Origin of the sequence: Desulfosporosinus sp. SYSU MS00001, from assembly GCF_049943955.1 — a bacterium.
Taxonomy (GTDB): Bacteria; Bacillota; Desulfitobacteriia; order Desulfitobacteriales; family Desulfitobacteriaceae; genus Desulfosporosinus.
Window position 1 is genome coordinate 43,738 of the sequence record NZ_JBNFTW010000002.1, and the last position, 22,662, is coordinate 66,399.

24 protein-coding genes and 1 pseudogene are annotated in these 22,662 nt (G+C 38.5%); 17 read left to right on the forward strand and 8 right to left on the reverse strand.

What is annotated here, in order from left to right; all coding sequences use genetic code 11:
* The first annotated feature begins 15 nt into the window (after positions 1-15).
* The 4 genes from ACPUYX_RS03580 to ACPUYX_RS03595 all read left to right on the forward strand — a co-directional run bounded on the left by ACPUYX_RS03580 (position 16) and on the right by ACPUYX_RS03595 (position 3,825).
* Complete coding sequence (locus ACPUYX_RS03580) at positions 16-714, forward strand: 4Fe-4S double cluster binding domain-containing protein (RefSeq protein WP_426378359.1); 699 nt, start codon at positions 16-18, stop codon at positions 712-714.
* A gap of 683 nt (positions 715-1,397) precedes the next feature.
* Positions 1,398-1,931, forward strand: coding sequence for a GNAT family N-acetyltransferase (locus ACPUYX_RS03585; RefSeq protein ID WP_426378360.1), 534 nt, complete (start codon positions 1,398-1,400; stop codon positions 1,929-1,931).
* Positions 1,932-2,119: 188 nt separating this feature from the next.
* A complete protein-coding gene (locus tag ACPUYX_RS03590; RefSeq protein ID WP_426378361.1) occupies positions 2,120-2,587 on the forward strand; it encodes a DUF2284 domain-containing protein in 468 nt (155 codons plus the stop codon).
* A gap of 419 nt (positions 2,588-3,006) precedes the next feature.
* Positions 3,007-3,825, forward strand: a complete 819-nt coding sequence (locus ACPUYX_RS03595) for a YdeI/OmpD-associated family protein (RefSeq protein ID WP_426378362.1) — start codon at positions 3,007-3,009, stop codon at positions 3,823-3,825.
* 282 nt (positions 3,826-4,107) lie between these two features.
* On the opposite strand, the gene ACPUYX_RS03600 is transcribed toward ACPUYX_RS03595, so the two are convergent.
* The 3 genes from ACPUYX_RS03600 to ACPUYX_RS03610 form a co-directional block, all read right to left on the reverse strand.
* The gene (locus ACPUYX_RS03600) at positions 4,108-4,362 is read right to left on the reverse strand and encodes an MBL fold metallo-hydrolase (protein ID WP_426378886.1); all 255 of its coding nucleotides are present in this window, start codon (positions 4,360-4,362) and stop codon (positions 4,108-4,110) included.
* Between the two features lie 230 nt (positions 4,363-4,592).
* Positions 4,593-5,807 carry an IS256 family transposase gene (locus ACPUYX_RS03605; RefSeq protein WP_426378363.1) on the reverse strand — a complete coding sequence of 405 codons (1,215 nt, stop codon included), beginning with the start codon at positions 5,805-5,807 and terminating at the stop codon, positions 4,593-4,595.
* Positions 5,808-5,844: 37 nt separating this feature from the next.
* Positions 5,845-6,342: an MBL fold metallo-hydrolase gene (locus tag ACPUYX_RS03610; protein ID WP_426378364.1), complete on the reverse strand. Its 498-nt coding sequence runs from the start codon at positions 6,340-6,342 to the stop codon at positions 5,845-5,847.
* A 145-nt stretch (positions 6,343-6,487) separates the two neighbouring features.
* Between ACPUYX_RS03610 and ACPUYX_RS03615 the strand changes: the two genes are divergently transcribed.
* Together ACPUYX_RS03615 and ACPUYX_RS03620 are read left to right on the forward strand one after the other, a co-directional pair.
* Entirely contained in the window at positions 6,488-6,835 is a 348-nt protein-coding gene (locus ACPUYX_RS03615) for a winged helix-turn-helix transcriptional regulator (protein WP_426378365.1), read from the forward strand.
* A gap of 704 nt (positions 6,836-7,539) precedes the next feature.
* Positions 7,540-7,704, forward strand: coding sequence for a hypothetical protein (locus tag ACPUYX_RS03620; protein ID WP_426378366.1), 165 nt, complete (start codon positions 7,540-7,542; stop codon positions 7,702-7,704).
* A 489-nt stretch (positions 7,705-8,193) separates the two neighbouring features.
* Here ACPUYX_RS03620 and ACPUYX_RS03625 read toward each other — a convergent pair whose 3' ends face one another.
* Positions 8,194-9,045, reverse strand: coding sequence for an AraC family transcriptional regulator (locus ACPUYX_RS03625; RefSeq protein WP_426378367.1), 852 nt, complete (start codon positions 9,043-9,045; stop codon positions 8,194-8,196).
* A gap of 436 nt (positions 9,046-9,481) precedes the next feature.
* Between ACPUYX_RS03625 and ACPUYX_RS03630 the strand changes: the two genes are divergently transcribed.
* Together ACPUYX_RS03630 and ACPUYX_RS03635 are read left to right on the forward strand one after the other, a co-directional pair.
* Entirely contained in the window at positions 9,482-9,706 is a 225-nt protein-coding gene (locus ACPUYX_RS03630) for a hypothetical protein (RefSeq protein WP_426378368.1), read from the forward strand.
* A 188-nt stretch (positions 9,707-9,894) separates the two neighbouring features.
* On the forward strand, positions 9,895-9,990 hold the full coding sequence (locus ACPUYX_RS03635) for a DUF4829 domain-containing protein (protein ID WP_426378887.1): 96 nt from the start codon (positions 9,895-9,897) through the stop codon (positions 9,988-9,990).
* A 50-nt stretch (positions 9,991-10,040) separates the two neighbouring features.
* Here ACPUYX_RS03635 and ACPUYX_RS03640 read toward each other — a convergent pair whose 3' ends face one another.
* Positions 10,041-10,868 (reverse strand): TrmH family RNA methyltransferase, encoded by an 828-nt coding sequence (locus ACPUYX_RS03640; protein ID WP_426378370.1) that lies wholly within the window; start codon positions 10,866-10,868, stop codon positions 10,041-10,043.
* Positions 10,869-11,256: 388 nt separating this feature from the next.
* On the opposite strand from ACPUYX_RS03640, the gene ACPUYX_RS03645 reads away from it, so the two are divergent.
* Together ACPUYX_RS03645 and ACPUYX_RS03650 are read left to right on the forward strand one after the other, a co-directional pair.
* A complete protein-coding gene (locus ACPUYX_RS03645; protein ID WP_426378371.1) occupies positions 11,257-11,496 on the forward strand; it encodes a DUF5316 family protein in 240 nt (79 codons plus the stop codon).
* A 79-nt stretch (positions 11,497-11,575) separates the two neighbouring features.
* Positions 11,576-12,127, forward strand: coding sequence for a hypothetical protein (locus ACPUYX_RS03650; RefSeq protein WP_426378372.1), 552 nt, complete (start codon positions 11,576-11,578; stop codon positions 12,125-12,127).
* 625 nt (positions 12,128-12,752) lie between these two features.
* Here ACPUYX_RS03650 and ACPUYX_RS03655 read toward each other — a convergent pair.
* Entirely contained in the window at positions 12,753-13,634 is an 882-nt protein-coding gene (locus ACPUYX_RS03655) for a LysR family transcriptional regulator (protein WP_426378373.1), read from the reverse strand.
* A gap of 141 nt (positions 13,635-13,775) precedes the next feature.
* On the opposite strand from ACPUYX_RS03655, the gene ACPUYX_RS03660 reads away from it, so the two are divergent.
* Both ACPUYX_RS03660 and ACPUYX_RS03665 read left to right on the forward strand, forming a co-directional pair.
* Complete coding sequence (locus tag ACPUYX_RS03660; protein WP_426378374.1) at positions 13,776-14,249, forward strand: GlcG/HbpS family heme-binding protein; 474 nt, start codon at positions 13,776-13,778, stop codon at positions 14,247-14,249.
* Positions 14,250-14,356: 107 nt separating this feature from the next.
* Complete coding sequence (locus ACPUYX_RS03665) at positions 14,357-14,896, forward strand: cysteine hydrolase family protein (protein ID WP_426378888.1); 540 nt, start codon at positions 14,357-14,359, stop codon at positions 14,894-14,896.
* A 425-nt stretch (positions 14,897-15,321) separates the two neighbouring features.
* Here the strand turns inward: ACPUYX_RS03665 and ACPUYX_RS03670 are convergent, their stop codons facing one another.
* Positions 15,322-16,095 (reverse strand): sulfite exporter TauE/SafE family protein, encoded by a 774-nt coding sequence (locus ACPUYX_RS03670; protein ID WP_426378375.1) that lies wholly within the window; start codon positions 16,093-16,095, stop codon positions 15,322-15,324.
* 311 nt (positions 16,096-16,406) lie between these two features.
* Here ACPUYX_RS03670 and ACPUYX_RS03675 point away from each other — a divergent pair, with 311 nt between their 5' ends.
* A complete protein-coding gene (locus ACPUYX_RS03675) occupies positions 16,407-16,988 on the forward strand; it encodes a hypothetical protein (RefSeq protein WP_426378376.1) in 582 nt (193 codons plus the stop codon).
* 80 nt (positions 16,989-17,068) lie between these two features.
* Here the strand turns inward: ACPUYX_RS03675 and ACPUYX_RS03680 are convergent.
* A pseudogene (locus ACPUYX_RS03680) lies at positions 17,069-17,239 on the reverse strand (TrmH family RNA methyltransferase); the annotation flags it as partial.
* A gap of 271 nt (positions 17,240-17,510) precedes the next feature.
* Here ACPUYX_RS03680 and ACPUYX_RS03685 point away from each other — a divergent pair.
* From ACPUYX_RS03685 to ACPUYX_RS03700, 4 genes are all read left to right on the forward strand, one after another.
* Positions 17,511-17,807, forward strand: a complete 297-nt coding sequence (locus ACPUYX_RS03685) for a hypothetical protein (RefSeq protein ID WP_426378377.1) — start codon at positions 17,511-17,513, stop codon at positions 17,805-17,807.
* A gap of 242 nt (positions 17,808-18,049) precedes the next feature.
* Positions 18,050-18,637 (forward strand): TetR family transcriptional regulator, encoded by a 588-nt coding sequence (locus ACPUYX_RS03690; RefSeq protein WP_426378378.1) that lies wholly within the window; start codon positions 18,050-18,052, stop codon positions 18,635-18,637.
* A gap of 565 nt (positions 18,638-19,202) precedes the next feature.
* Positions 19,203-20,048, forward strand: coding sequence for an SDR family oxidoreductase (locus tag ACPUYX_RS03695; RefSeq protein ID WP_426378379.1), 846 nt, complete (start codon positions 19,203-19,205; stop codon positions 20,046-20,048).
* Positions 20,049-20,426: 378 nt separating this feature from the next.
* Complete coding sequence (locus ACPUYX_RS03700; protein WP_426378380.1) at positions 20,427-22,655, forward strand: HelD family protein; 2,229 nt, start codon at positions 20,427-20,429, stop codon at positions 22,653-22,655.
* Positions 22,656-22,662: the final 7 nt, after the last annotated feature.

Sequence of the window (22,662 nt, forward strand, 5' to 3'; positions counted from 1 at the left end):
TAAGGAGTGATCTTTGTGGTAAGTACAATTGACATAAAGAAGAGAGCTATCGAACTGGGTGCTGATTTAGTAGGAATCGCTGACCTAAAACATGTAAGTGGGCTTCCTACCGAACCCAAAGATCTACTTGAACCTTATACCAATGCGGTAGTTATTGCGGTTGCAGTTTCTCCGGATGTTTTTGAGCAAATAAAGAATGGCCCAACACCCTTGTATGTTCATCATTATCAAGTAGCTAACACTCTTTTAGACAATATTGCCCTACGTTTGCAAAACGAAATAATCCATGAAGGATTTCGTGCTCTTGCTATTCCGGCTTCCCTCATTGTTGATAAGGTTAATTGGATGGGACATATTTCTCATAAAGCGATGGCTAAAGCTGCGGGTCTTGGTTGGCAAGGAAAAAGTCTTCTACTAGTAACACCGGAGTATGGCCCGCGTGTTCGTTTGGCTACATTACTTACAAACGCACCACTTGATCCAGATCCTTTGCAATCTAATCGATGTGGTACATGTAACAAATGCCAAGAAGCATGTCCGGCTGCTGCTATTAAAGGTGCTTCATGGGATGATCATCCTCAATCAAGAGAAGAAGCACTCCACTTCAACCAATGTGTGGAAAAATTAACAAATGATTTTGCCAAACGTCCTGAGATCGGTAAAAATGTCTGCGGAGTTTGTATTAGTGTCTGTCCTTGGGGAAAACGTAGGTAGTTTTCCCAAGGACAGACTTGCCTTCATATGAAGTTATTTCGGACTTGGAATCACAAACTATTCCAAGATGTTTTACAGGATACCTCATCAACCCAAAATCCCCATTACCCCCAGCCCACCTGTCAACTACCGAACTCCTTCAATCCCACAGGATGGGATGTGGTTGCCTGGTGGATAGGGGAAGTGTGGAGATGGCGGAGGGATGAACGCTCGGGAAAATGTTGAACGCTAGGTGAGAACCTGAGGATCTCCCTACTATTTTTTGTATATATAACAAAGTCGATATTCGGGAGGTAAACTTCGTCGATGCTCTTCCAAAAGATATCCATAGCCCGGAAGCCACTCTTCCCAGCCAAGGCATTACATACTGCAATAAACTCTTCGAGATTGAAAAGACCCTTGAGAATCTTTCGAGCGAACAACGACAATTAGAGCGTCTGAAACAGGAAACTCTACTTTTTGGGAGCAATTATAATCGCAATGATAGTGTATTTTTTTAGAGGCTTTTTGGGCGTGGATTGATTCCGCGAGAGGCAACAACAATACTTAAATGTTCCAAATTGAATTTTAAGCTTATTTTCTATTACTATTAAATTTAATAGTTACTAATAAATTTACTAATATATTTTAGTTTTGGAGTGCCTTTGATATAATTTGGACAATATGAATTCGGAGGTCAAAATATGGAAAACATAACTATTGAGGTTGTAAAAGACGGAAATATTGAGCAGTGTAGAGAACTGTGCAACGAGCTAATGGCATTTCAAAAATCAAAGGCTAGCATAGACCCAGTGAGATTTGATACTATGAGTTTTGACACAAGAATGAAAAAAAGCTATGAAAGTTCGTTAGAAAATAACATAATTGTTGCTAAGGACAATGGTATTCCTATTGGATATGCTTTTTCTACCGTAGAAGATACAGAGCACGGCAAGTATTCTGGCCTATACCCAGAGTGGGATAATCTTCCTAAAAGAATTGGTTGTTTAAGTAACCTCTATTTTCGGAACAAATATCGTGGTCTGGGACTTGGCTCTAAAATGTTTGAAATGTCTATGGAGTGGCTTGAGAGTTTTCCAGATATTAATTTAATATTTATATATGTTTCAAATGGCAACAACACAGCACTTGAATTTTATCTTAATCGTGGTTTTACCTATAGCCACGATGCATGGGGTGGCTTCATAAAGGCTGTTTACAAATCAATTAGAAGTTAAGGTTAATTTTTTATATTAACATTCTATTATATGAAATTCATGTTTTATGATATAAAGAAAGTGTGTTCCAAAAGGGGCACACTTTTTCTATTATCCATGATAATTAATAACCGTCCTTATCGGGCAGCCTTGATTCTTAAGAGTCTTCTTCGATGTGCATTGTATAATTTGTCATAGAGCTAAAATCATTGGTTATATTTGATTATTATGTAGTAATAATCGGAGGTAGGTACGATGGAAAAAGATGTTATAAAAATATAGTATTACTACAAAATTTAGGTTCAGACAGTATTAAATCAATTGACACTAAATCATTTGTAACTGCTCCTTGGACAATCTATAAATGCCAATTTGGCTGTGGACGCTATGGAAGAAGTTGGTGTTGTCCGCCAAAATCTCCAAGTCACAAACAGACTCAAGAAATAATAAATTGTTATAATATGGCGATTCTTTTTAGGTGTCATGATATGTCTATTGTAACTGATATTGCCGTGAAGATTGCTAAAGAAATGTTTCTTGATAGGTATTACATAGCTATTGCCTTTGGTAGTGGTCCATGTATGCGATGTAAAGAATGCAATACACAGGGGTGCAATTTTCCCGACAAAATAGCACCTGCAATGGAAGCTTGTGGAATAGTGTTTATCAAACGGTAAGGAATAATGGCTATGAAATTACAATTTTGCGTGGGAAGGATGAAGTTCAAAATCATTTTGGACTAATACTTATGGAATAAATAGTCTAAATTCAATTCGTTGATTTTCGCAACTGGCATTTCAAATCCCATTTTAATAAGCACTAAAGTTCCAGTTATTCTTATACCCGTTAGAATAAATGCCACCCTTACTGGGCGGCATTCGTAGGATAATCGGAAATTTATTTATCAAGGGTTTGCAGCCTAACTTATCTCAAACATGACTTTGTAATTGACTATAAATTTATCGGAATGATATTAGTAGGGTAGCGAAAAAGAAATGGAAAGCCGTCGAAAGATTAAGGTTCTCCTTGGGATGAATAAGAAGAGTTCATTTCGTTTAAAACAGTAAGTAGTAAAGTTTGAAGAAGGTAATGAGCAGTGGAGAAAACCCCAAAAATAGAAGTTTGTTTATATTGCTCTGGTTTTGACGTCAATGAGCTAAAGAACAAAGTAAAAGTAAAAGTAAAGATCAGCTGTATAGGAAAATGTTCGAAAAAGAATCCAGAGCTTAATGGAAAAGTATATGGGTTTCTTAACGGTGAATTTACGGTTTGCGACACTAAGGAGGAGTTCTTTGCAAAAGTTGACAAATTGGATTCCTATGTATCGAATAGCAATAAGAATCCTTTAGTTGACGCATTTTTAGAGCACATTGAAAAGTGGCGTGATGAACATGACAAGTTGAGAGAGCTTTGTCTTGATTGTCAGCTGACAGAAGAATTAAAGTGGGGACAACCCTGTTATACGTTAAACAATAACAATATTGTTATTATTGGCGGATTTAAAAATTACATTGCGCTTTCATTTTTCAAAGGTTCATTGCTCAAAGATAAAGGCGGCATTCTTGTAAGGCAGACGGAGAACGTACAGGCTGGCCGGCAACTTCGGTTCAGCTCTGTTAAAGAAATTGCCGAGAAAGAGACGATGATCAAAGAATATATTGGAGAAGCAATAGAAATTGAAAAAGCCGGTTTGAAAGTGCCTGTCGAAAAGAAACCGGAACTTAAAATTCCGGACGAATTACAAGCAAAATTTGATGAAGACCCTGCTTTTAAAAGTGCATTTTATGCATTGACGCCAGGGCGTCAAAGAGGCTATATTTTTCATTTTACTGGAGCGAAGCAATCCGTAACCCGAGCATCAAGGATTGAAAAGTATACGCCTAAAATTTTTGATGGATTGGGCATAGACGATTGACTACTCCATACCCCCAGGGTATTACTTAAGCTGCTAATTATTCTTACAATGTACCAAATAATGGATATAAATTAAGTGATCGCAAGTAGGATTAGTGGAAGTTAAGTCATCTTTGGGTAACCGCTAAGTAATTGCAAAACTTGGTTTAAAATCAAAACAGGAAGACAATTTGTTATACCAAAAACCACAGTTTTTAAAATTGATTATAAAACAAGTGCGTGGCCGACTCAGACAACTACGCACTTATGCTTATTAAAAGTTATGAAAATGCTTATTTTAGCGTTAACTGTTTGTCATTAATCCACTGTGATAACAAATAATCGTTTTAGCACCGAGTGATTTGATTTTTTCCAACGATTCAGCGGCTTGTTCTGCATTGTCGCATTGCATTGGATTGGGATCAACCAGCTTCCCATCGGAAATATTTGCAGCATCACCAGCTATTAAGGTGTTGCTTTCTTTATGAAATAAAACCATATGACCGGGAGTGTGACCGGGAGTGTGATGAACGAGGGAGTATAAGAAATTTTGTGTAATTGGTTTCTTACCTTAAAATTATAGATTGTTACTTTAGGGCTTATTTTTCCAAGAGATGGTAATAATATTCAAGGCTCTTATCTACCAGGAGGATAAGGCTCTGCTGGAGAGCAACCTGAGCGTCTGGATAGATTCTGCCAAGGGTAGAGGGGTAACGGTTAACATACCGGTTACCTCTTTTTACTACCCTTGGGAGAACTTTTTGCGATAAACTCTGGGGCGAAGCCCCATTAACTAACTGTCTTACCTTCAATTCTCTCATTAAAATAGATTGCGAATTGGGAGACACACTCTCGCCATTCTCTCAGGGGCATGGTCCATTTCTTTGAGATATCAGCTGTAGCCAAGTACAGGATTTTTACTAAGGCTTCATCGGATGGATAAGCCGTTTTTGTCTTTGTCACTTTTCTTAGCTGGCGATGATATCCTTCGATCACGTTGGTCGTATAGATGAGTTTACGAACTCCATAGGGATATTTAAAGAATGTTGTTAGCTCAACCCAATTCGTTTCCCAGGACTTAATAATCACTGGATATCGTTTGCTCCATTTCTCCTTGAATTCTTCAAAGGCAAACTCAGCTTCTTCTAGCGTTAAAGCTTGATACACTTTCTTTAAATCAGCTATCAGTTCTTTTTGGTACTTATAGGGCACGTATTTTAATGAATTGCGTATCTGATGGATGACACACAATTGAATCTCTGTTTTGGGATAAACCGTATTGATAGCTTCGGAAAAGCCTGTAAGCCCGTCTTTACAAGCAATTAGTATATCCTCAACGCCTCTATTTTTAAGATCATTACAGACACTAAGCCAGAATTTTGCACTTTCATGTTCACCAACCCATATACCTAGAATTTCTTTATGGCCGTCAAGGGTTATGCCTAAAACGCTGTACGCAGCCTTATTAACGACTCTGTTATCTTGACGTACTTTAAAATGTATCGCATCAAGAAAAACGATCGGATAAATACGATCTAAGGGTCTAGACTGCCATTCTGCAATCAGTGGCATTATTTTATCGGTGACTTTACTAACCATAGTGGGTGAAACATCAACACCATAGAGATCACGCATATGATCCTCGATATCCCGTGTTGACATACCTTTGGCATACATGGCAATGATCTGATCTTCAAGTTGGTTTGATGTCGTCTCATATTTCTTAATGACCTGGGGTTCGTATTCCGCATTACGATCTCTAGGAATATCTAGCTCAGTTTTACCATACCTGGTTTTGATGGTTTTCTTACTGTAGCCGTTACGGCTATTGCCGGTGTTATCTCCTTCTGAGGAATGTTTTTCATAGCCAAGATGGTCATCCATTTCAGCTTCAAAGATTTCTTGTAAGGTACCTTTGAACAAGTCCTTCAGTTTCTCTTGAATGTCCTCGACTGATTTGCAGCCTTTTGCCAGTTCCTTAGCCAATGAAGAAGAGTTTTGCATAAATGATCAATCCTTTCCTATTGGTAAGTTTAACCATTTACACAAAACTCTTTACATTCTCATGAACGACGATGCCACCACAAAATGGTATTTCTTGTTTGTCTTTTAATTGCTCATCAACATGAACATATAGCTTTGGAAAGATATTTTTCATCATGTTATAAAATCCCATTCTGTCTGGCGGTAAACTATTTATATTAGCTTCCATTTTTGCAAGTTTAACCGGTGTTTTATCTCCTTGAATATATGGCGTTTCAATCTCATGAGCATAAATTTTCACATCCATATTAGAGATTTCTTTTGCACAACCAATGTGATCTATGTCTTGATGAGTAATAATTAATTTTGTAATTTGACTCATTGAAAGTCCATATTTGTTCATCTCGGATTCAATCACATCCAGTTGGCCAGGGTAACCGGCATCGACCAAAACAATTTCGTCTTTGTCTATAATCAGAGTTGGATAAATCGTATTATTTTGCCCGCCAACACTGACATCACATTTTAACACCTTAATTCCTGTTTCTGTGTTCACAGCAATTCCTCCAATTAAAATAAGTTTAAGAAACACTTGTTTTTTGATTTGTATTTCTATAATATTTTGTGGGCCTCTATTACGCAAGTAGGCACTTAATTGCTACATAGTATATAAAAAGAAACTATTAAAGGAGAATACATCTATGGCTAATAAGTATGATAATAAAAGAGGAATTGAAACAGCACTGGATATTCTTGTTGGAAAATGGAAACCAGTTATTTTGCATCACATTTTTAGCAAAGGCGTCATACGTTTTAGCGAATTACAGCGTCTGATTCCTGATATAACGAAAAAAATGTTAACAGCACAGCTAAGGGAATTAGAATATCATGATATCATTCATCGAGAGGTTTACCCTCAAGTGCCACCAAAAGTAGAATATTCTATCACTGACTATGGAAAGGAACTAGCACCAATACTAAAGCCAATGAAAGACTGGGGAAAAAAACATATTGAACACTTAAAAGAATTGTATGGAGAAACAGAATGAGCGAAATATTAATTTGCTTCGTCTTGTGCATACAAAACTAGGTTCATATCATTCTTACAGGTGATCTTTATTCCTACAATGACACCTCTAATTAAAAGATTTAAAAATACCAAAATAGTCCAATGAGGGCGGTTGACAATGAGTGATACCTTAAATCATAAGACAATCAGACAGTTGCTAAAACCAACGGCGGACCTGTGGACATCTGTAGAGATACGAGGGAACAAAGCTATCTATGGGGTTAGAACCACCAATTTGTTATATCAGGAGAGGCTTGTTCACATGGGCTTCACTTCAGCATGCGAAGAAAAATTTATTAGAATTCTCTCAGCAGAAGGAGATATGTTTCGGACACACGCCAATTTTGCTTACCACCTAGAAGAGATGCTCCTACAGAGTGCGCGTTTACACTCCGTCGGTTGGAAAGAAGCATTGGACTTATTCATCAGGCGAGTTAGAGACACACCTTTGAGCTGGTTTCTGTATGGGTCGGGCGCGCCCCTGCCGTTCGTGGTATAGATGTCGACCCTGGAGACCTTGACTTCTGTGTCAATGATGCTTATCTTACAGGCTCCATCTTCGAGGATTTACTGGTTGAACCTGTCACTACGATGACTGGATGGATTGCTGATTACGGTGGCAGAGCATTTTCAGGCTGCCTCTTCGAGTGGATAGCTGGTGTTCACCCAGAAGTCGACGAGTCGATGCCCCACGAGCAAGGACCAGTTGCTGCAGAAAGAATTGAAATTGTTCACTGGCACGGACACGAGGTCGCCGTTGCCCCTCTGGACCTTCAGCTTGCAGTCACGGACCGACGAGGCCTTACCGACCGAGCAATGAAGATTCGAGCCTACATAGCGTCAAAGTAATGATTTAACGCAAAAATGGAAGATTAGATGTTTGCTATATCGGAAAATGTGAGTTGCCCATTATTCCTATAATGTAAATTAATGGAGAATCTAGAGTTGCTGAGATGCAGTGTGTTTTCTACCGAGCCGATTTGGCAACCCGAGGCACGTTGAGACCGTGGTTTTATGTAGAAAACGGAAACTCTAAACTCGCCTGTGGTGCGGGTTGCTGGGTTCGAGAATATTCGAAATTGAATCAAAAACAGGCGCATGTTTTCTAGCTACGTCCAAGGGAACATGTCACCTGCTTTATACGAAATATGGTAGCATAGGCTAAAATTACATTGCCGGTATAATGAGAAACTATCACTTACGGAGGGAATTTCATAAAAATTCATTTGCGAATAAAATTATTATTGATACTTTGTATTTATAAAATAAGGCAAGTACGACTATTTTGTTTAAATGAACTCTAACATAATAGTCATACTTATCTATAGTATCATCTCTTTACTTCTTAATTGGAACCCAAACCTCACATCGGTAATCTGGAGAGTGCATGTCACCTTCAGGATAAACCTCAAGAGTTGGTGCACAACAATCATGCTGATATCCTGTAGCAGGGAACCACTCTGAATATACCCTTCGTATAGTATTCTGTAAAGCTTCAGGCAGCGCTCCAAGTGATTCAAATATAGAATAAGTTGAAGCAGGTATCGTTGCCGATACATAACCTTTCGGAAGGGGATCTTTGATTTCCTCAACTCCAACCATATAAGTAAATTCGTTTTCACTGAAATCCATAGAGGCCCCTAGGACACCAAGCTTACCTGCCTTTGAGTTGAGCCACTCGTATGAACTATCCTTCATGCAATCGTCCCAGAATTCAGGTATCTGTCTAAAGTTTTCTTCGTTCACCATGGTAATTCTTCTTTGCTTACCAACTATTGTAAAGTTTTCTTTGTCAACAATCTTGTAATTCATATCTTCATCTCCTTTTATCGAAATGTGAAAGGATAGTTTTGGATATGCTTTGAGATTTGCTCCCTGCTCGCGCGCAACCGAAGGGCTTATTCCATGCATTTTTCCAAAAGCTTTAGTAAAGGCTTCGGGCGTTTCATAGCCATACCTGTATGCTACATCGATGATCTTTTTGCCGGATAAAATATCCTGTGCGGCGAGTGTAAGCCTTCTTCTACGCACATATTCAGCTACCGTAACACCGGTTATCATATGATACATACGCTGAAAATGAAACGGGGATGATAAGGCGATTTTCGCTACCTTCTCAATATCCAACTTTTCAGTAATGTTAGCCTCTAGGTATTCTACAGCCCTGTTCATTGCGTCAAGCCAATCCATAAAGCCCCTCCTCTATTTCTATATTAAATGACTGCTACTTATTTTTCCTGTCTTTAAATGCGTTCTGATGACAGGTTTGGATTATGTAGTTAGGCTACTTTTAATATGGGTGTGAAACAACTTAATAGGTTTACCACTGAGACAGTGATGTTTTAGAAGACAGTAATCGCCAGATTGTACCGTATTTTTATGGAAGGTCTGGCGTATTTTGTTTTTCTTGGGGAGACGGATAAATATATTCGTAAGATTAGAAGGGATTTCTGGAAAAATGTAGAATCATTGGAGAGAATTATTTGTTTATTTGCTAATTTTTGAATACAGTACTGAGCTGGTTTATGGATTAAATGTCTATAATTGGCAGCTGAGATTAGCTTGGATTAAGTCATAGCTAGTAGGATAATGCGCAATTACTGGAAATCGTTTTCGGGAGGATATTATGAAAAATAAGTTTAAGACTGCTTCAGTTATAACTTTAATCCTTTCTATATCAATTATCGCAGTTTGGGTAGTACAAACAATGATTGCCTATCAGAATTACATCAAGCATCCTGAATTATCTGCACCATTTTGGGCTTATCAAATTCCAGAAGTCACTGCTTATGGCATACCAGTAATCGTAGGGCTAATTTTAACCGTAATGTTCAAAAGGAAGGGTAAGTAGTTCTCTAAGGTAATACCCTCAACCCCACGTTACCCTAAATTTGGGGTTTCACATAATTCTTATTAAGCCTACTAATCACATTACCAGCTGTCCTCCACAGATATTTCAACAATGCGAGGGCAGCTGGTTAATTCATATTTCTAACAATGAGTTTAAATGCCTTCCCACCTTTATCAGTGTTGGATGGCATGGGACCCCAAAACAGTGGAATATATGATTGGTGGTATTTTGTTATAAGAAAGGACAAAAATTCACCGTGGCTTATAGATGATTTTGGCGTATAACTCCTTCACATTATTCTTATTTTTACGACGTATTATATGAATATAAAAGCTTACCGGACCCTGAGTTGCCAAAAGGCCACGGCGCTGGCTGCAGCAACGTTCAGAGAGTCCACGTTATGGGACATGGGGATGCACGCGGTGTAATCGCAGTCAGCAATCGTGTAGGGCGCCAGTCCATTACCTTCTGAACCCAATACGATAGCAAGCTTTTCCTCTGTCATGAGCTGCGGATCGTCTATGCTGATAGCGTTATCATTTAAAGCCATGGCAACGGTCTTAAAGCCCAGCTTGCGCAGACTCTTCATGCCCTGCTGCGGCCACTGTGAGGGCTCGCTGCCAATACGGGCCCATGGCACTTGGAAGATGGTACCCATGCTCACCCTCACCGCACGCCGGCACAGTGGGTCACAGCATGAGGGGGTAAGCAACACGGTATCGATGCTTAACGCCGCAGCCGAGCGAAAAATGGCACCGACGTTGGTAGAGTCCGCAATACCTTCAAGCACAGCCACTCGACTTGCACCGGCACACGCCTCCTCAACGCTGGGTAGATGAGGACGCCGCATGGCACACAGCACACCGCGGGTCAGCTGAAAGCCAGTCAGCCCTGCTAGCAGGTTGCTATCGGCAGTATAGACGGGGACATCTCCGCAGCGGGCGATTATACCGTGCGCCTGCCCTGCAATGTATTTGCGCTCCATCAAAAGTGAAATAGGCTCGCATCCAGCGTCGAGGGCAAGTCCAATTACCTTGGTACTCTCCGCAATAAAGATGCCCATCTCCGGCTCCAACCGGTTGCGCAGCTGCGTTTCCGTCAGGCGAGCAAAGACATCCAAATTGGAAGATGAAAAATCGCTTATCTCAATGATATTTGACATCTTATCTCCTTATGTTCGAGGTTAGTGGTAAGTAAGAATTACACCACCATCAATATATGAATTTAAGTAGTATTTCGCACTTTCCTTCCAATGCGTCACAGTGTTCTGCTCAATTATACCCCATAACATTGGTTTGTAGATACAAAAAGGGCCCAGCTCTTGCTGAAACCTCAGGGACCAAGGCTTCCGCTAATTCTTAAACCCTACAGTAGAATACCGTCATCTTAATCAGAGGTTGGACGGCATTCGTAGGATAATTGGAATCAAGATTTAGTAAAATGAGACATAATTTTCTATTATATAGAAGATTTTTAATAAATAAACCATAGTATATATATAAATCAGTATATAAACAGGTATTTCAATTGGGAAAGAGGAGGAGATTAAATTGCTGTCTTTAGGGCTAGGGGCTTTGACTATAATATTAGTTTACTTGGTTTCATTTGTACTTGGTGATTGGGCTTTGATTAAAGTTTTCTGGATTATTGGATTGGTTACTTTGGGAATTTCTGCATTGTTGTCAGGAGTTTTCATTAGCGGTAATAAAGTGAGAGCAAACTGGAAGTATGAAGATAACGAAGACAAAAGTATTCGTCAAGGATGGGCGAACAGAATAGACTTTACATAATTTGCATTGATTCTAAAACTATGACTCAAATCGTTGTATTAACCTGTGATATCTTAAATGTGCTCTTAGGGGGATGTTAATGATAAAAGATAAGGCAAAATTTCTAGTATTGGTTGGTATTCTACTGATTATTGGGTCTTGCGGATTTTCCATTTACACAAATAGTAAAGCATACATTGCGAACAAAGAATTAACGCACGATGAACTAACAAAATGTATTAGCCAATACTGGTTTCAAGATGAACAAATAAACTTTACCATTGAGTTAGAAAAAGACATTGACGACTTACATTTATTGCTTTTGTCATACCAACAAGACCCAAATTCCAGCCAAAAGACTGGATTAGCAGTATTCAAGCGTCTGCCAAATGGTAAATATCGATATACTTTTTTCGCTCATCCTACATTATCGACTATAAGCACGGTGGTATTGACTCCAAATGAGGGGGTTAGTTCAAAATCAAATTACGGAGTAATTTTCGGCATCATTTCAAATAATCAACCATCAAAGTATTCGGTTACGTTTGGCGGTAATGAGTATACCGATACTTTTGAAAAGAACAAGTATTTTATCAGGGAATATGATTTAAAAACCCAAACAGGGTTTTCGTGGCGATCAATATATAATTAAGCGTTGGTTGCTTTACTGCTAATTATTCTTAAACCCGTAAGTACAAATGCCCTAATCTCTATGCCATTCCAAATGTGACACATCATTCAACTAAAACAATAATCAAAAAGACACTTGAGTCAGCGTTAGTTTACAAGCAGTTACCGGATTATAATTTACTGCTTGACAAAGGTAATAACAATATAGTTGTGTCAAAAGAGAACATAGACACAAATTGGATTTCACAAATACCAGGAATAAATATAATCGTTTTATCCCCAAGTGCGATTCAACAGAAATCTAAAGATGGCGAGTATTTATATCTTCGGTTTAAGAAAGTTGAAATCGGAATGCTAACTGCTACGGTTTCACTTGACAATACGTGGGCTAGCCCACCAAATGAAAATATTGGGTACACAGGTGGCGGAGGGTTTTCACTAAAGTTTTATAACATACTGGGAAATTGGGTTCAAAGTCCGATGATAGAAAGTTGGATTTCATAAAAAGCGTTATGAATCCTTCTATCCGGTAGTATGATTTCCCCTCACGCCCCCCGCTAACCTCAAGAAGAAATACCCGACAAGTTATAAAATTAAGCTCGCTGGTCAACTACTGAACTCCTTCAATCCCGCAGCAGATTATGCCCTTAAATGCTTGAATAGGAAGGCATAAACTCACTCAGCCATCGACTTACTGCTTCAGAATTGATTCGATGTTTGTTTATTAATACATAACTTTCCATACTTGGCGTCGTCCTTTCGAGAAATTTTACTTCCACTAGTGAACCTTCTTCCAGAAACCCCCTGGCGGCAGGCTCTATCATAAAGCTATAGCCAATCCCTTCTTTTAAAAATGTAATAATGTTGCTGCTAATGTTGATATCCAGTGGATATACATAGTTTTTTGGAAAAACCGAGTAGAACCATTCTTGAAATGGTTCCGTCAGTATTGCAGAGGATAATAAAGGCAGCCTTCTAAGCTCGTCGTCTGTGATACCGCTTAGAGTGGAATTGTTCTGCGAACCTGTAACCAATATGATTTTGTCGCTATAGAATGGTTCACATATAAATTGTGAAGATTTGATGTCCAAATATGTAAATGCAATATCTAGCTGATTCTCATGAAGCATTTGTATCAGATCTTCGCTGTGTTCAATAGTGATTTTAATTGCAATTCTTTTATTTCGCTGTATGTATTTAAGAATCATGTCTTGTACATGACAATCGTAAATAGAGTGAACAGCACCTATATTAAGTGTATCTTTGAATAATTCTAGAGCTCTAATCCTTGAAATAGCTGATGCATGTATACTTAATAATTGTTTAGCATAGGGAAGATAAATTTCTCCCGCATTTGTCAGTATTACATTTTTATTTGTGCGTATAAATAAGGTTTCACCAATATTATGTTCCAGTTGTTTAATCCTGCTAGTGATGGTAGATTGAACCACATGGAGCTGTTCCGCTGTTTTAGTAAAGTTTTTTAGCTTAGCTAAGCAAATGAATGTTCTTAAAAGCTCATAGTCCATACTCTAGATCACTCTTCCCCCATAATGATCGATATTATCGATAGTTATGATTGAATATATTCGTTGTTCAAATAGAAAAATCTTTTTTATAATCTAATTATGCAAAACTATTCTATAGGACGGAGGAAACATGAATATATAATGAATGAAGAAATTGAATATGAAATCAGGAGTGAAGAGACCATGAATAGAATGTATATGAAGCCAACATTGACTCTTGAAGCCGCTAAAGTAATTTCTTCAGCCGCAGAAGCAGAAGCTGACAGAAATGGTTGGGCTGTAGCTATTGCAGTGACTGATGATCGTGGAGAATTAGTGCATTTTATAAAGAAGGATAATACCACAAATGCAGCAGTAGGTATAGCACAAAAGAAAGCCTTCCATGCAGCAAATTATAGGAGAAATACGGTTTTTCATGAGAAATTATTGTCAAAAGGAAATGAGAACTTAGGTATACTAAGTCTTCCTAACTGTATGCCTATTGAAGGCGGCATACAATTAATTTATGAAGATAAAGTCCTAGGTGCAATAGGGGTAAGCGGTTTAGCCTCAGATGAAGATGGAAGAGTTGCACAAAAAGGTTTTGAATCCTTTGAAAAATTAATGTTAGAGTAATTGTATGAGTAATGTAATAATTATAGCCAATAGTTTTTTTGTTTAAAAAAACAATAACCATCATGCTTGGAGCGATGGGGAACCTTTAAGTGAAGGAAGTACGTATTATGAGGAATATTGTATTGCTGGTTGTGGATGTTCAAAACGCATTGATAAATGAACATCCTTATAATGAAGAAAAAGTAATCGAAAATATAAGACAATTAATTTCAACAGCAAGAGATAATAAGAAAGAAGTTCTGTATGTACGTCATGATGACGGAAAAGGCACTGAACTTGAAAAAGGCACAGATGGATGGCAGATTTATTCTAAAATAGCACCTAATGAGAATGAATTAATTTTTGAAAAAAAGTATAACAGCGCCTTTCATAAAACTGGATTAAAGGAGTATTTGGACCGAAACGAAATAGATACCATTATATTGGTAGGGCTCCAAACAGAATATTGTATAGATGCTACTTGTAAAAGTGCTTTTGATCATGATTATAAAATAATTATACCTAAAGAAACAAATACAACATTTGATAATGATTATCTATCCGGAGAGAAACTTTATGAGTTTTATAACTATAAGATTTGGAATAAACGTTTCACAGAAGTCATATCAGTTGAGGAAGTTAAAAAACTTTTAACCATGCCAACTTAAAAGATGCATTCCAAACTGGGCAAACCCAATTTCTTGGGTAGTTATACTGGCTGTTGTTGTTCTTATTATTTGGCGCAAAATCTTTTAGGGTGGATAACTCGGATAGCTGCACATTGCCAAACTATCGATATCATTGACTTCTGCAAATTCTTTTTACGCACGGTATTATATGCTTGCGGGAGGCCAAGATTTGCTTGCTGAACGTATCCAAAATGAATTAAAGTTATTAATAAACGAATACATAATAAGCTAAAGTTGTACTTACGAAGAGTTGACCTTTCAACCTTCGCGAAATAATTGATCATTTATGCAGGATTTTTAAAATACCATAAATAAGAAGCTGCCAAGTGTTGGCAGCTTTTTTCATAATCCTAGTTATATGACGCAAAGTCAGGTTTTCAACGTCAACAATTACCATCCTCTGGCTAGCGGATAAAATATAGAGTTGCCACTATCAAGCCTATAACCACTACGATCCAGCGCAAAACATTTGGCTGCACATGGCCGGCCAATTTCCCTCCGAGCGCGCCCCCAAGTAGTGATCCAACAGCCATCACCAGCGCCACCGGCCACACTACCCTTCCAGAAAACAGAAAAAAGAGCCCCGCGGTTAAATTAGTACTTAAAGCAATGGTCTGCTTCAATGCATTAAGTTGGGTCAGCGAGTCATCAACGGTAATGCCTAATACAGCAAGTACAATAATACTTAACCCGGCGCCGAAGTAGCCGCCGTAAATAGCTGCTATTCCCACCGGGACAACTCCCCATATATCTGATCCCGGTTGAGCTCCGGCGTTCTTGGTTCTTCTTGTCAAGTAGGACCGGATTAAAGGCTGAAAGACTAGCAACGCTGTGGCGAGTAGAATCAAATAGGGCACCAACTCACGGAAAAGGACTTCCGGGGTGACTTGCAGGAGAATGCCGCCCAGTAAACCGCCAACTATTGCCGCCGGGATGTACATCCATAGACGTTTCTTTTGGTTCAGCAGATCCTTACCCTGCGAAAGACTTCCTCCCAGATAACCGGGACATAAAGCCACGGTGTTGGTGATATTGGCCGCGACGGCCGGTATCCCCAGGGCCGTGAGCACCGGAAATGTAATCAGGGTGCCACCGCCGGCAATAGAATTTACTGCGCCGGCTGACAGAGAGGCCAGAGCAATTATGATATAGTTTGACAAGTTAAGCATTTCTTTCATTGATCCTTTCCAGAACCTAGTACAGGTTAACGAATATTATATCATGAGTCATGCACTATTGGACATCAGAGCAAAAGCAAGATTTTAAAAGTCGTTCAAATTCGTCCTGTTATAAATTGATATAAGAATTATATAGTGATTTTAAAGTATTTAATTACATATATTACCCTTATTATTAAACCCTTAAGTACAAATGATCCCGCCTCACCTTAGTGTGGGACGGGATTCTTAATTACAAGCCGATTAATTCTGGTGGGTGGTCTAATATTTTGGGATATACTAAACTTTATTAAAGTATATGGGGTGTTTGGATGGAATCATTTAAAAGTTTTGTTTACGAAAGTATCAAAGATAATATTCTGTCTTGGAATGATAATTTAACATCTGATATTTATGCTATTTCTCTTTATATTTCAAATGTACTCGATGACCCAAGAAGACCAATGGTCACACTGGGATTTAATACTTATAATAATTTCAGGCAAGCGATACAAAAGGCATCTGGGGAAGACGAGGCAAAATGGAATTATGCTTTTTGGTTACAAAATGAGGAACTTGTCATTGGTGATAATTACGATAATAATTTGGAAGGTGGAATTCAAGTTACCAATTGGATTAAAGACTTGGGGCTTTATTATACTGATGAGCAAGAAAGAGATGATTTTGAGAAAGTGATTAAACAAGGCGAGAAAATAACTCGTGCGTTTGTTGAATTGTGTATCGATGTAGTAGGGCGGCTACACGCGGAAGGTGTAATTAAGAACAAGTTTAGAAAAGAAATCCCAGTGATAATCCATGAGCTGGAGTATTACGATGAAATCGCTGAACAGAATAAGAAAGCAAATCCGCAAAATACAATCAAAGAATTTGTTGAATGGATATACAGGATGTGATAGTTTGGTGTTTTCGTTCGCATAATTCTTTACGACGTATTATGTGAATATAAAAGCTTACCGGACCCTAAGTTGCCAAAAGTCTTAAAGCCCAGCTTGCGCAGACTCTTCATGCCCTGCTGCGGCCGCAGCGAGGGCTCGCTGCCAATACGGGCCCATGGCACTTGGAAGATGGTACCCATGCTCACCCTCACCGCACGCCGGCACAGTGGGTCACAGCATGAGGGGGTAAGCAACACGGTATCGATGCCTGCGGGTAATTATGCCGTGCGCCTGCCCTGGAATGTATTTGCGCCCCATCAAAGGTAAAATAGGCTCGCATGGATTTAGGGTCAAGACAGGATGCAATAATATATTTTTTAACAACATTTTGAATAGCTTTGGTTGTCATCCGTCTGTTGTTTCTTGAAATAAATAATACATTGGTAGGTATATCTCTACAAAGATTTTGTTAGTTATAGGCTTATTTCGGGATGCCATTACAAAGCAGAAATCTTTTCAGATCAGGAATATCATATTTCTTTGCAGTATCCTGCAACCTGGATACCAAATAAAACCTCTTCGCAGCCGCCGAGGTATGAAGGAAACGATGGCTTTTTTCAGATCTCTGCACTTGATGGGGAGAAGTGGACTATAGATCAAGTAGCTGAAAATGATGCCAATCATAAATTGATGCCATATGGAACAGCACCGTCTATTACAAAACTAAAAATTCAAGGACAAGAGGCTCGTCTGATTACTCCATCAAATGATCAGCCAAAGGAAGAAAAAGGAGATGTTAAGTTAATAATTAAATTCCCCTTTACCTATACAAATTGATGGGTATAAATGCTATTATTTATTGCTGTATGCCGATAAAAACCATATAAAAGAAATTGCTAATACAATATAATTGATCGTGTAATTTTTTTTTAGAATTAACTACGCTAATCAAGTATAGTGGCCAATAATTACTTCAGTTGAAACTAACAAATGTATACAATTGGCAGCGTTACGATTATTGTAACTTGAAACACAAAACTAATCATGATATGATTGTGCTATTAAAAGAGAAATCGGTGATGAAATTGGATAAGATCTCGTTAGATAAAGAAATAATCCTCAATGCAACAGAAGAGGTCATTCGCCGTTTTGGACCAGATAAAGCGAATATCACTGACGTAGCAAAATCATTAAAAGTTAGCCATGCTGCCATTTATAGATATTATAATGGGAAAACTGCCCTTTGGAATGCAGTTACAGAACGCTGGCTTGCAAATTTGCATGCTCCTTCAAAAAATATTTTAAAAGAAGATAGTCCTGCTGATATTAAGCTTTTTCATTTACTCGAAGACTTTGCGGAAGCTAAACGTCGCAGTGCCATTAATGATCCGGAAATGTTTGCAAATTACATTAAACTGGCTCAAAACTCAATGGAAGTAATAGAAAAGGGTATAGAAGACGGAATTAATCAAATTAAGGAGATTATAGTACAAGGGATTACAGAAGGTATATTTTTTACAGAATTTCCTTATCAGGCGGCAAGATCTGTATATCTTGCAACCAGCGCTTTTATCCACCCAAACTCATTCGAAGATCCTGATCGAAAACAAAACATAGAATCTGTGGTCAATCTTCTAATAAGAGGACTTAAAAATCCTAAAAAGTGAATCGCGCAGGCGAGGACGGTTAGCCTTCTCCTCTCATAACGATTACACGAGGGTCCAAACTAGGTATTTCCAGAAGGTTGACAAAGCTCCAAATACAATGAAGTAAACTTTTAAGCCCCTGACGTTCCAAATAGGAAATGTTGTGGGCATTATTTGTATGTCGGGACTTTTCACATGCTTTGCAAAAGCATAATCAAGCCGAAAGGGGGAACATTTATAACACGTTCTTTCATTGCAACAGTTATCAAATATAATATTCCTATAGACGCAAAAAATAATATGAAATTTGTTACAAGTTACATATTTGACGTATTGTAATTTGTGAATTAAGATGATATAATTCATTTTGCAGTTACAAATATTAAAAGATTTAACCTGTAATTAGAATTATTTGCGCCATCCATAGGTGTGGAACCTGCATTATTGGATTCTTTGATATTTGTGCTGCTTCTGTATATAAGCCATTGCTTGATATTCTGAATTTGCCTGAAAATATGCAGGTTATTGGTGAACTGATGGTTGGTTATCCAGAGTATACTGATCAACTTTTAAGGAGGATTTTACGATGCGTATTTTTGTCACTGGAGCAACAGGTTATATCGGTTCTGCTGTTGTCCAAGAACTCATTGATGCTGGATATAAAGTGATTGGATTAACACGTTCGGAAGAGGGTGCCAAAAAATTAGAAAATGTAGGAGCGGAAGCACTGATGGGGACGCTGGAAGATACGGAATGTCTTTGTAAAGGTGCTTCCATGGCTGAAGGTGTTATTCATATGGCTTTTCGACATGATTTTTCAGATTTTGCAGGATCCCTTGCTATTGATTTAAATGTAATTAACGCAATAGGAGAAACCCTTATAGATACTGGAAAACCATTTATGACCACTGCACATGCCAATGGGGATGCCTCGGATAAGGCTACATTAGCTCTAGCTGAGAGAGGGGTTCGCTCCGCTGTCATTAGTCTTGCACCCTCCGTGCATAGTGATGCGGATAGCCATGGATTTATTCCGCAACTTATCGGTATTGCACGTTCAAAAGGAGTATCTGCCTATGTTGAAGAAGGAGCTAATCGATGGCCGGCTGTTCATAGGCTTGATGCTGCTAAGCTTTTTCGTCTGGCAATAGAAAAAGCACCGGCTGGTTCATATTTTACGGGAAGAGGCGAAGAAGGAATTCCTTTTCGTGAAATTGCCAGTACTATCGGAAAACACTTAAACGTTCCGGTGGTAAGCATTTCCCGTGAAGAAGCAAATGCTCACTTCGGATTTCTTGGTGCATTGGCTGCACTTGATATTCCAAATCTAATGCCGGGAAACTCCGCACGAACAAAAGAGATATTGGGATGGAACCCGGTGCAGCCGGGCTTAATTGCGGATTTGGATCAAGGTCACTATTTCAATAAATAATCTACTGCGTGTGTTATTGTTACTTCATTATAAGTTTGTTATGGGCCAATAATACGGTTGATATATCTAATGCGTTGATGTGAGAATATAGAGGTTCTCACGTCAACGCATTTTGTTTTGAGTAAAAAAATACTAAGAAGTTCGACTCCTATAGATTATCGGAGTCGAACTTCTTAGTTCTTAGTATGATGATTTTATCACTGTCTGTTTGACAGCGCTCAAAATTTTTTTTTGCTATACTTGAAGATTTATTTATTATATAATAAGAAATAGACGCGGTGGAACAAAAATTATACAATATCCAAATATATTATAACACAAATTATACAGTGATGTCAAGTTGTTTCTTCAAGATTCTTAGTTTAGGAGAGTGATCCGATGGACAGTTACCAAGAAAATTATCACGCGGAGATTGAGTATCTCAGGAAGGCATTGGCTTTTATCGAGGAAGAAGTGGAAAAAGAAGCGAAGAATTTAGAAGAGAAAAAGAGTGATTTGATTGCCGCTAGAAAGGATATGTACGAAAACTCCCTTCACGCTTCGAGTGACTTTGAAAGTCTTGTAGATATAAACCTGCATTCTATGCAAATAAATAATTATATCGCTAGTTACAATCCACGGCGTATCCAGAACCTCAAAAAAATGATAAATTCACCTTACTTTGGGCGGTTTGATTTTATAGAAAAAGGGTTTAGTGAAAAAGAAAGAATATACGTTGGACTTTACAATTTAATGGATAGGAACACGGGTCAAGTCTACGTTTATGACTGGCGCGCACCCATTTCAAGTATATTTTATAGGTATGAACTAGGTGAAGTAATGTATGACACACCGTCAGGGGTTAGCCGGGGAGATGTTTCTCTGAAAAGGCAATATAAGATTCGAGATTCAAAGCTAAAATACTTTTTCGATTGCAGTGTCAGGATTACTGACGAAATACTGCAGGAAGTACTAAGCCATAATACTTCAGCCAAAATGAAAAATATTATCGAAACAATTCAAAAGGAACAAGACGTCATTATAAGGGATAGGGATCACGAGCTCTTAATTGTACAAGGTGCAGCGGGTAGTGGCAAAACATCGATTGCACTGCATAGGATTGCCTTTCTCCTTTACGAGGGTCTTAATTCCAATCTGCGATCGAATGAAGTCGTCATAATATCTCCCAACACCGTTTTTAGTCACTATATTTCGAGTGTTCTTCCTGAGCTGGGGGAAGAAAACGTGAAGCAAAGCGTATTTGACGATTTAATCTCTGAGGCTTTTCAAGGCAGGTTTGGGGAAGAAACAAGGGACATGCAGATTGAAACATTGATACATTCCCGAGGGAAGGCGAGTGATGACGTTCGGCGGCAAAGCATCGATTTCAAGGGTTCGAGGGCATTCAAGCAAATTCTTGATAGACTATTATGGCATTACGCCCATCGGCTTATTCCCTTTGAGGATGTCTATTATGATGGAACAATCCTAGCGACGAGGCAACAGCTAAAGAACCGTTTTCTACACAATGAAATTGGTATACCGATGGCAAAACAGCTCAAAATCATCGAAACGTCCCTCTTGAAAAAAGTCCACCCATTACAGAAAAAGAGACTCCAACGCTTGGAAAAGATTGTGGAAAAAAGTGAAGGGCATGAGTTTGAAATAAAGTCCTTTAGCCGATTGTTAGCCATCAAACAAGCCGTGGCTTTCCGGAAACGAATTCAAAAATTCACGAACGTTGATTATAGAGACTTGTATATGCTGCTGTTCAAGAACCGTGGGCTTTTGCTCAAGCTGGCGCAAGGTCTAACACTTCCGGAAACTATTGAAGAAATTATTTCAACAACTTTGCAAAATCTAGAAGAGGGGCAAGTGTACTATGAAGATTATGCCCCGCTTCTTTATTTGAAGTTAAAAATCGAAGGGAATGATGTGGTTTCCGGGATCAAACATGTGGTCATTGATGAAGCCCAGGATTATACTCCTCTGCAATACGAGGTTTTTAAGATGTTGTACAATAATGCAACCTATACTGTCTTAGGAGACATCCATCAGACGATTGAAAAAACAACAGACGGTTCACTATATGACAATATTTCTGAGATACTCAATAAAGGTAAGACAATTAAGCTGTCATTAAATAAAGGGTATAGGTCGACCTGTGAAATCAACACCTTTGCACAGACTCTACTAGGTGAAGGTACCCAACACGGTTATGCTTCTATTGAACGTCATGGTGAGGAACCCAAGGTCATACCTCAAGAAACATTAGAGGCGATGGATCAGTCGATTATTGAAGATCTAGCGAAGTTTACTGAGCAAGGGTATGAATCCGTAGCCGTCATATGTAAAACTCAAGAAGATGCCGAAAAGGTGTTTAGTCGGTTGAAAAAATCGGTGCTACTAACACTTATTAAACCTCAAGGAGGGGAAGTTACAAAAGGTACATTGGTTATTCCAACTTATATGGCAAAAGGATTAGAATTTGATGTTGTGATCGCTTATGATGTTAGTAAAGAAAACTATGCGAATGATTTTGATAGACAATTACTCTACATTACCTGTACACGAGCACTCCATCGACTGGTTATTTATTATAAAGGAGATAAAAGCCCCTTGATTTAATCAAGAT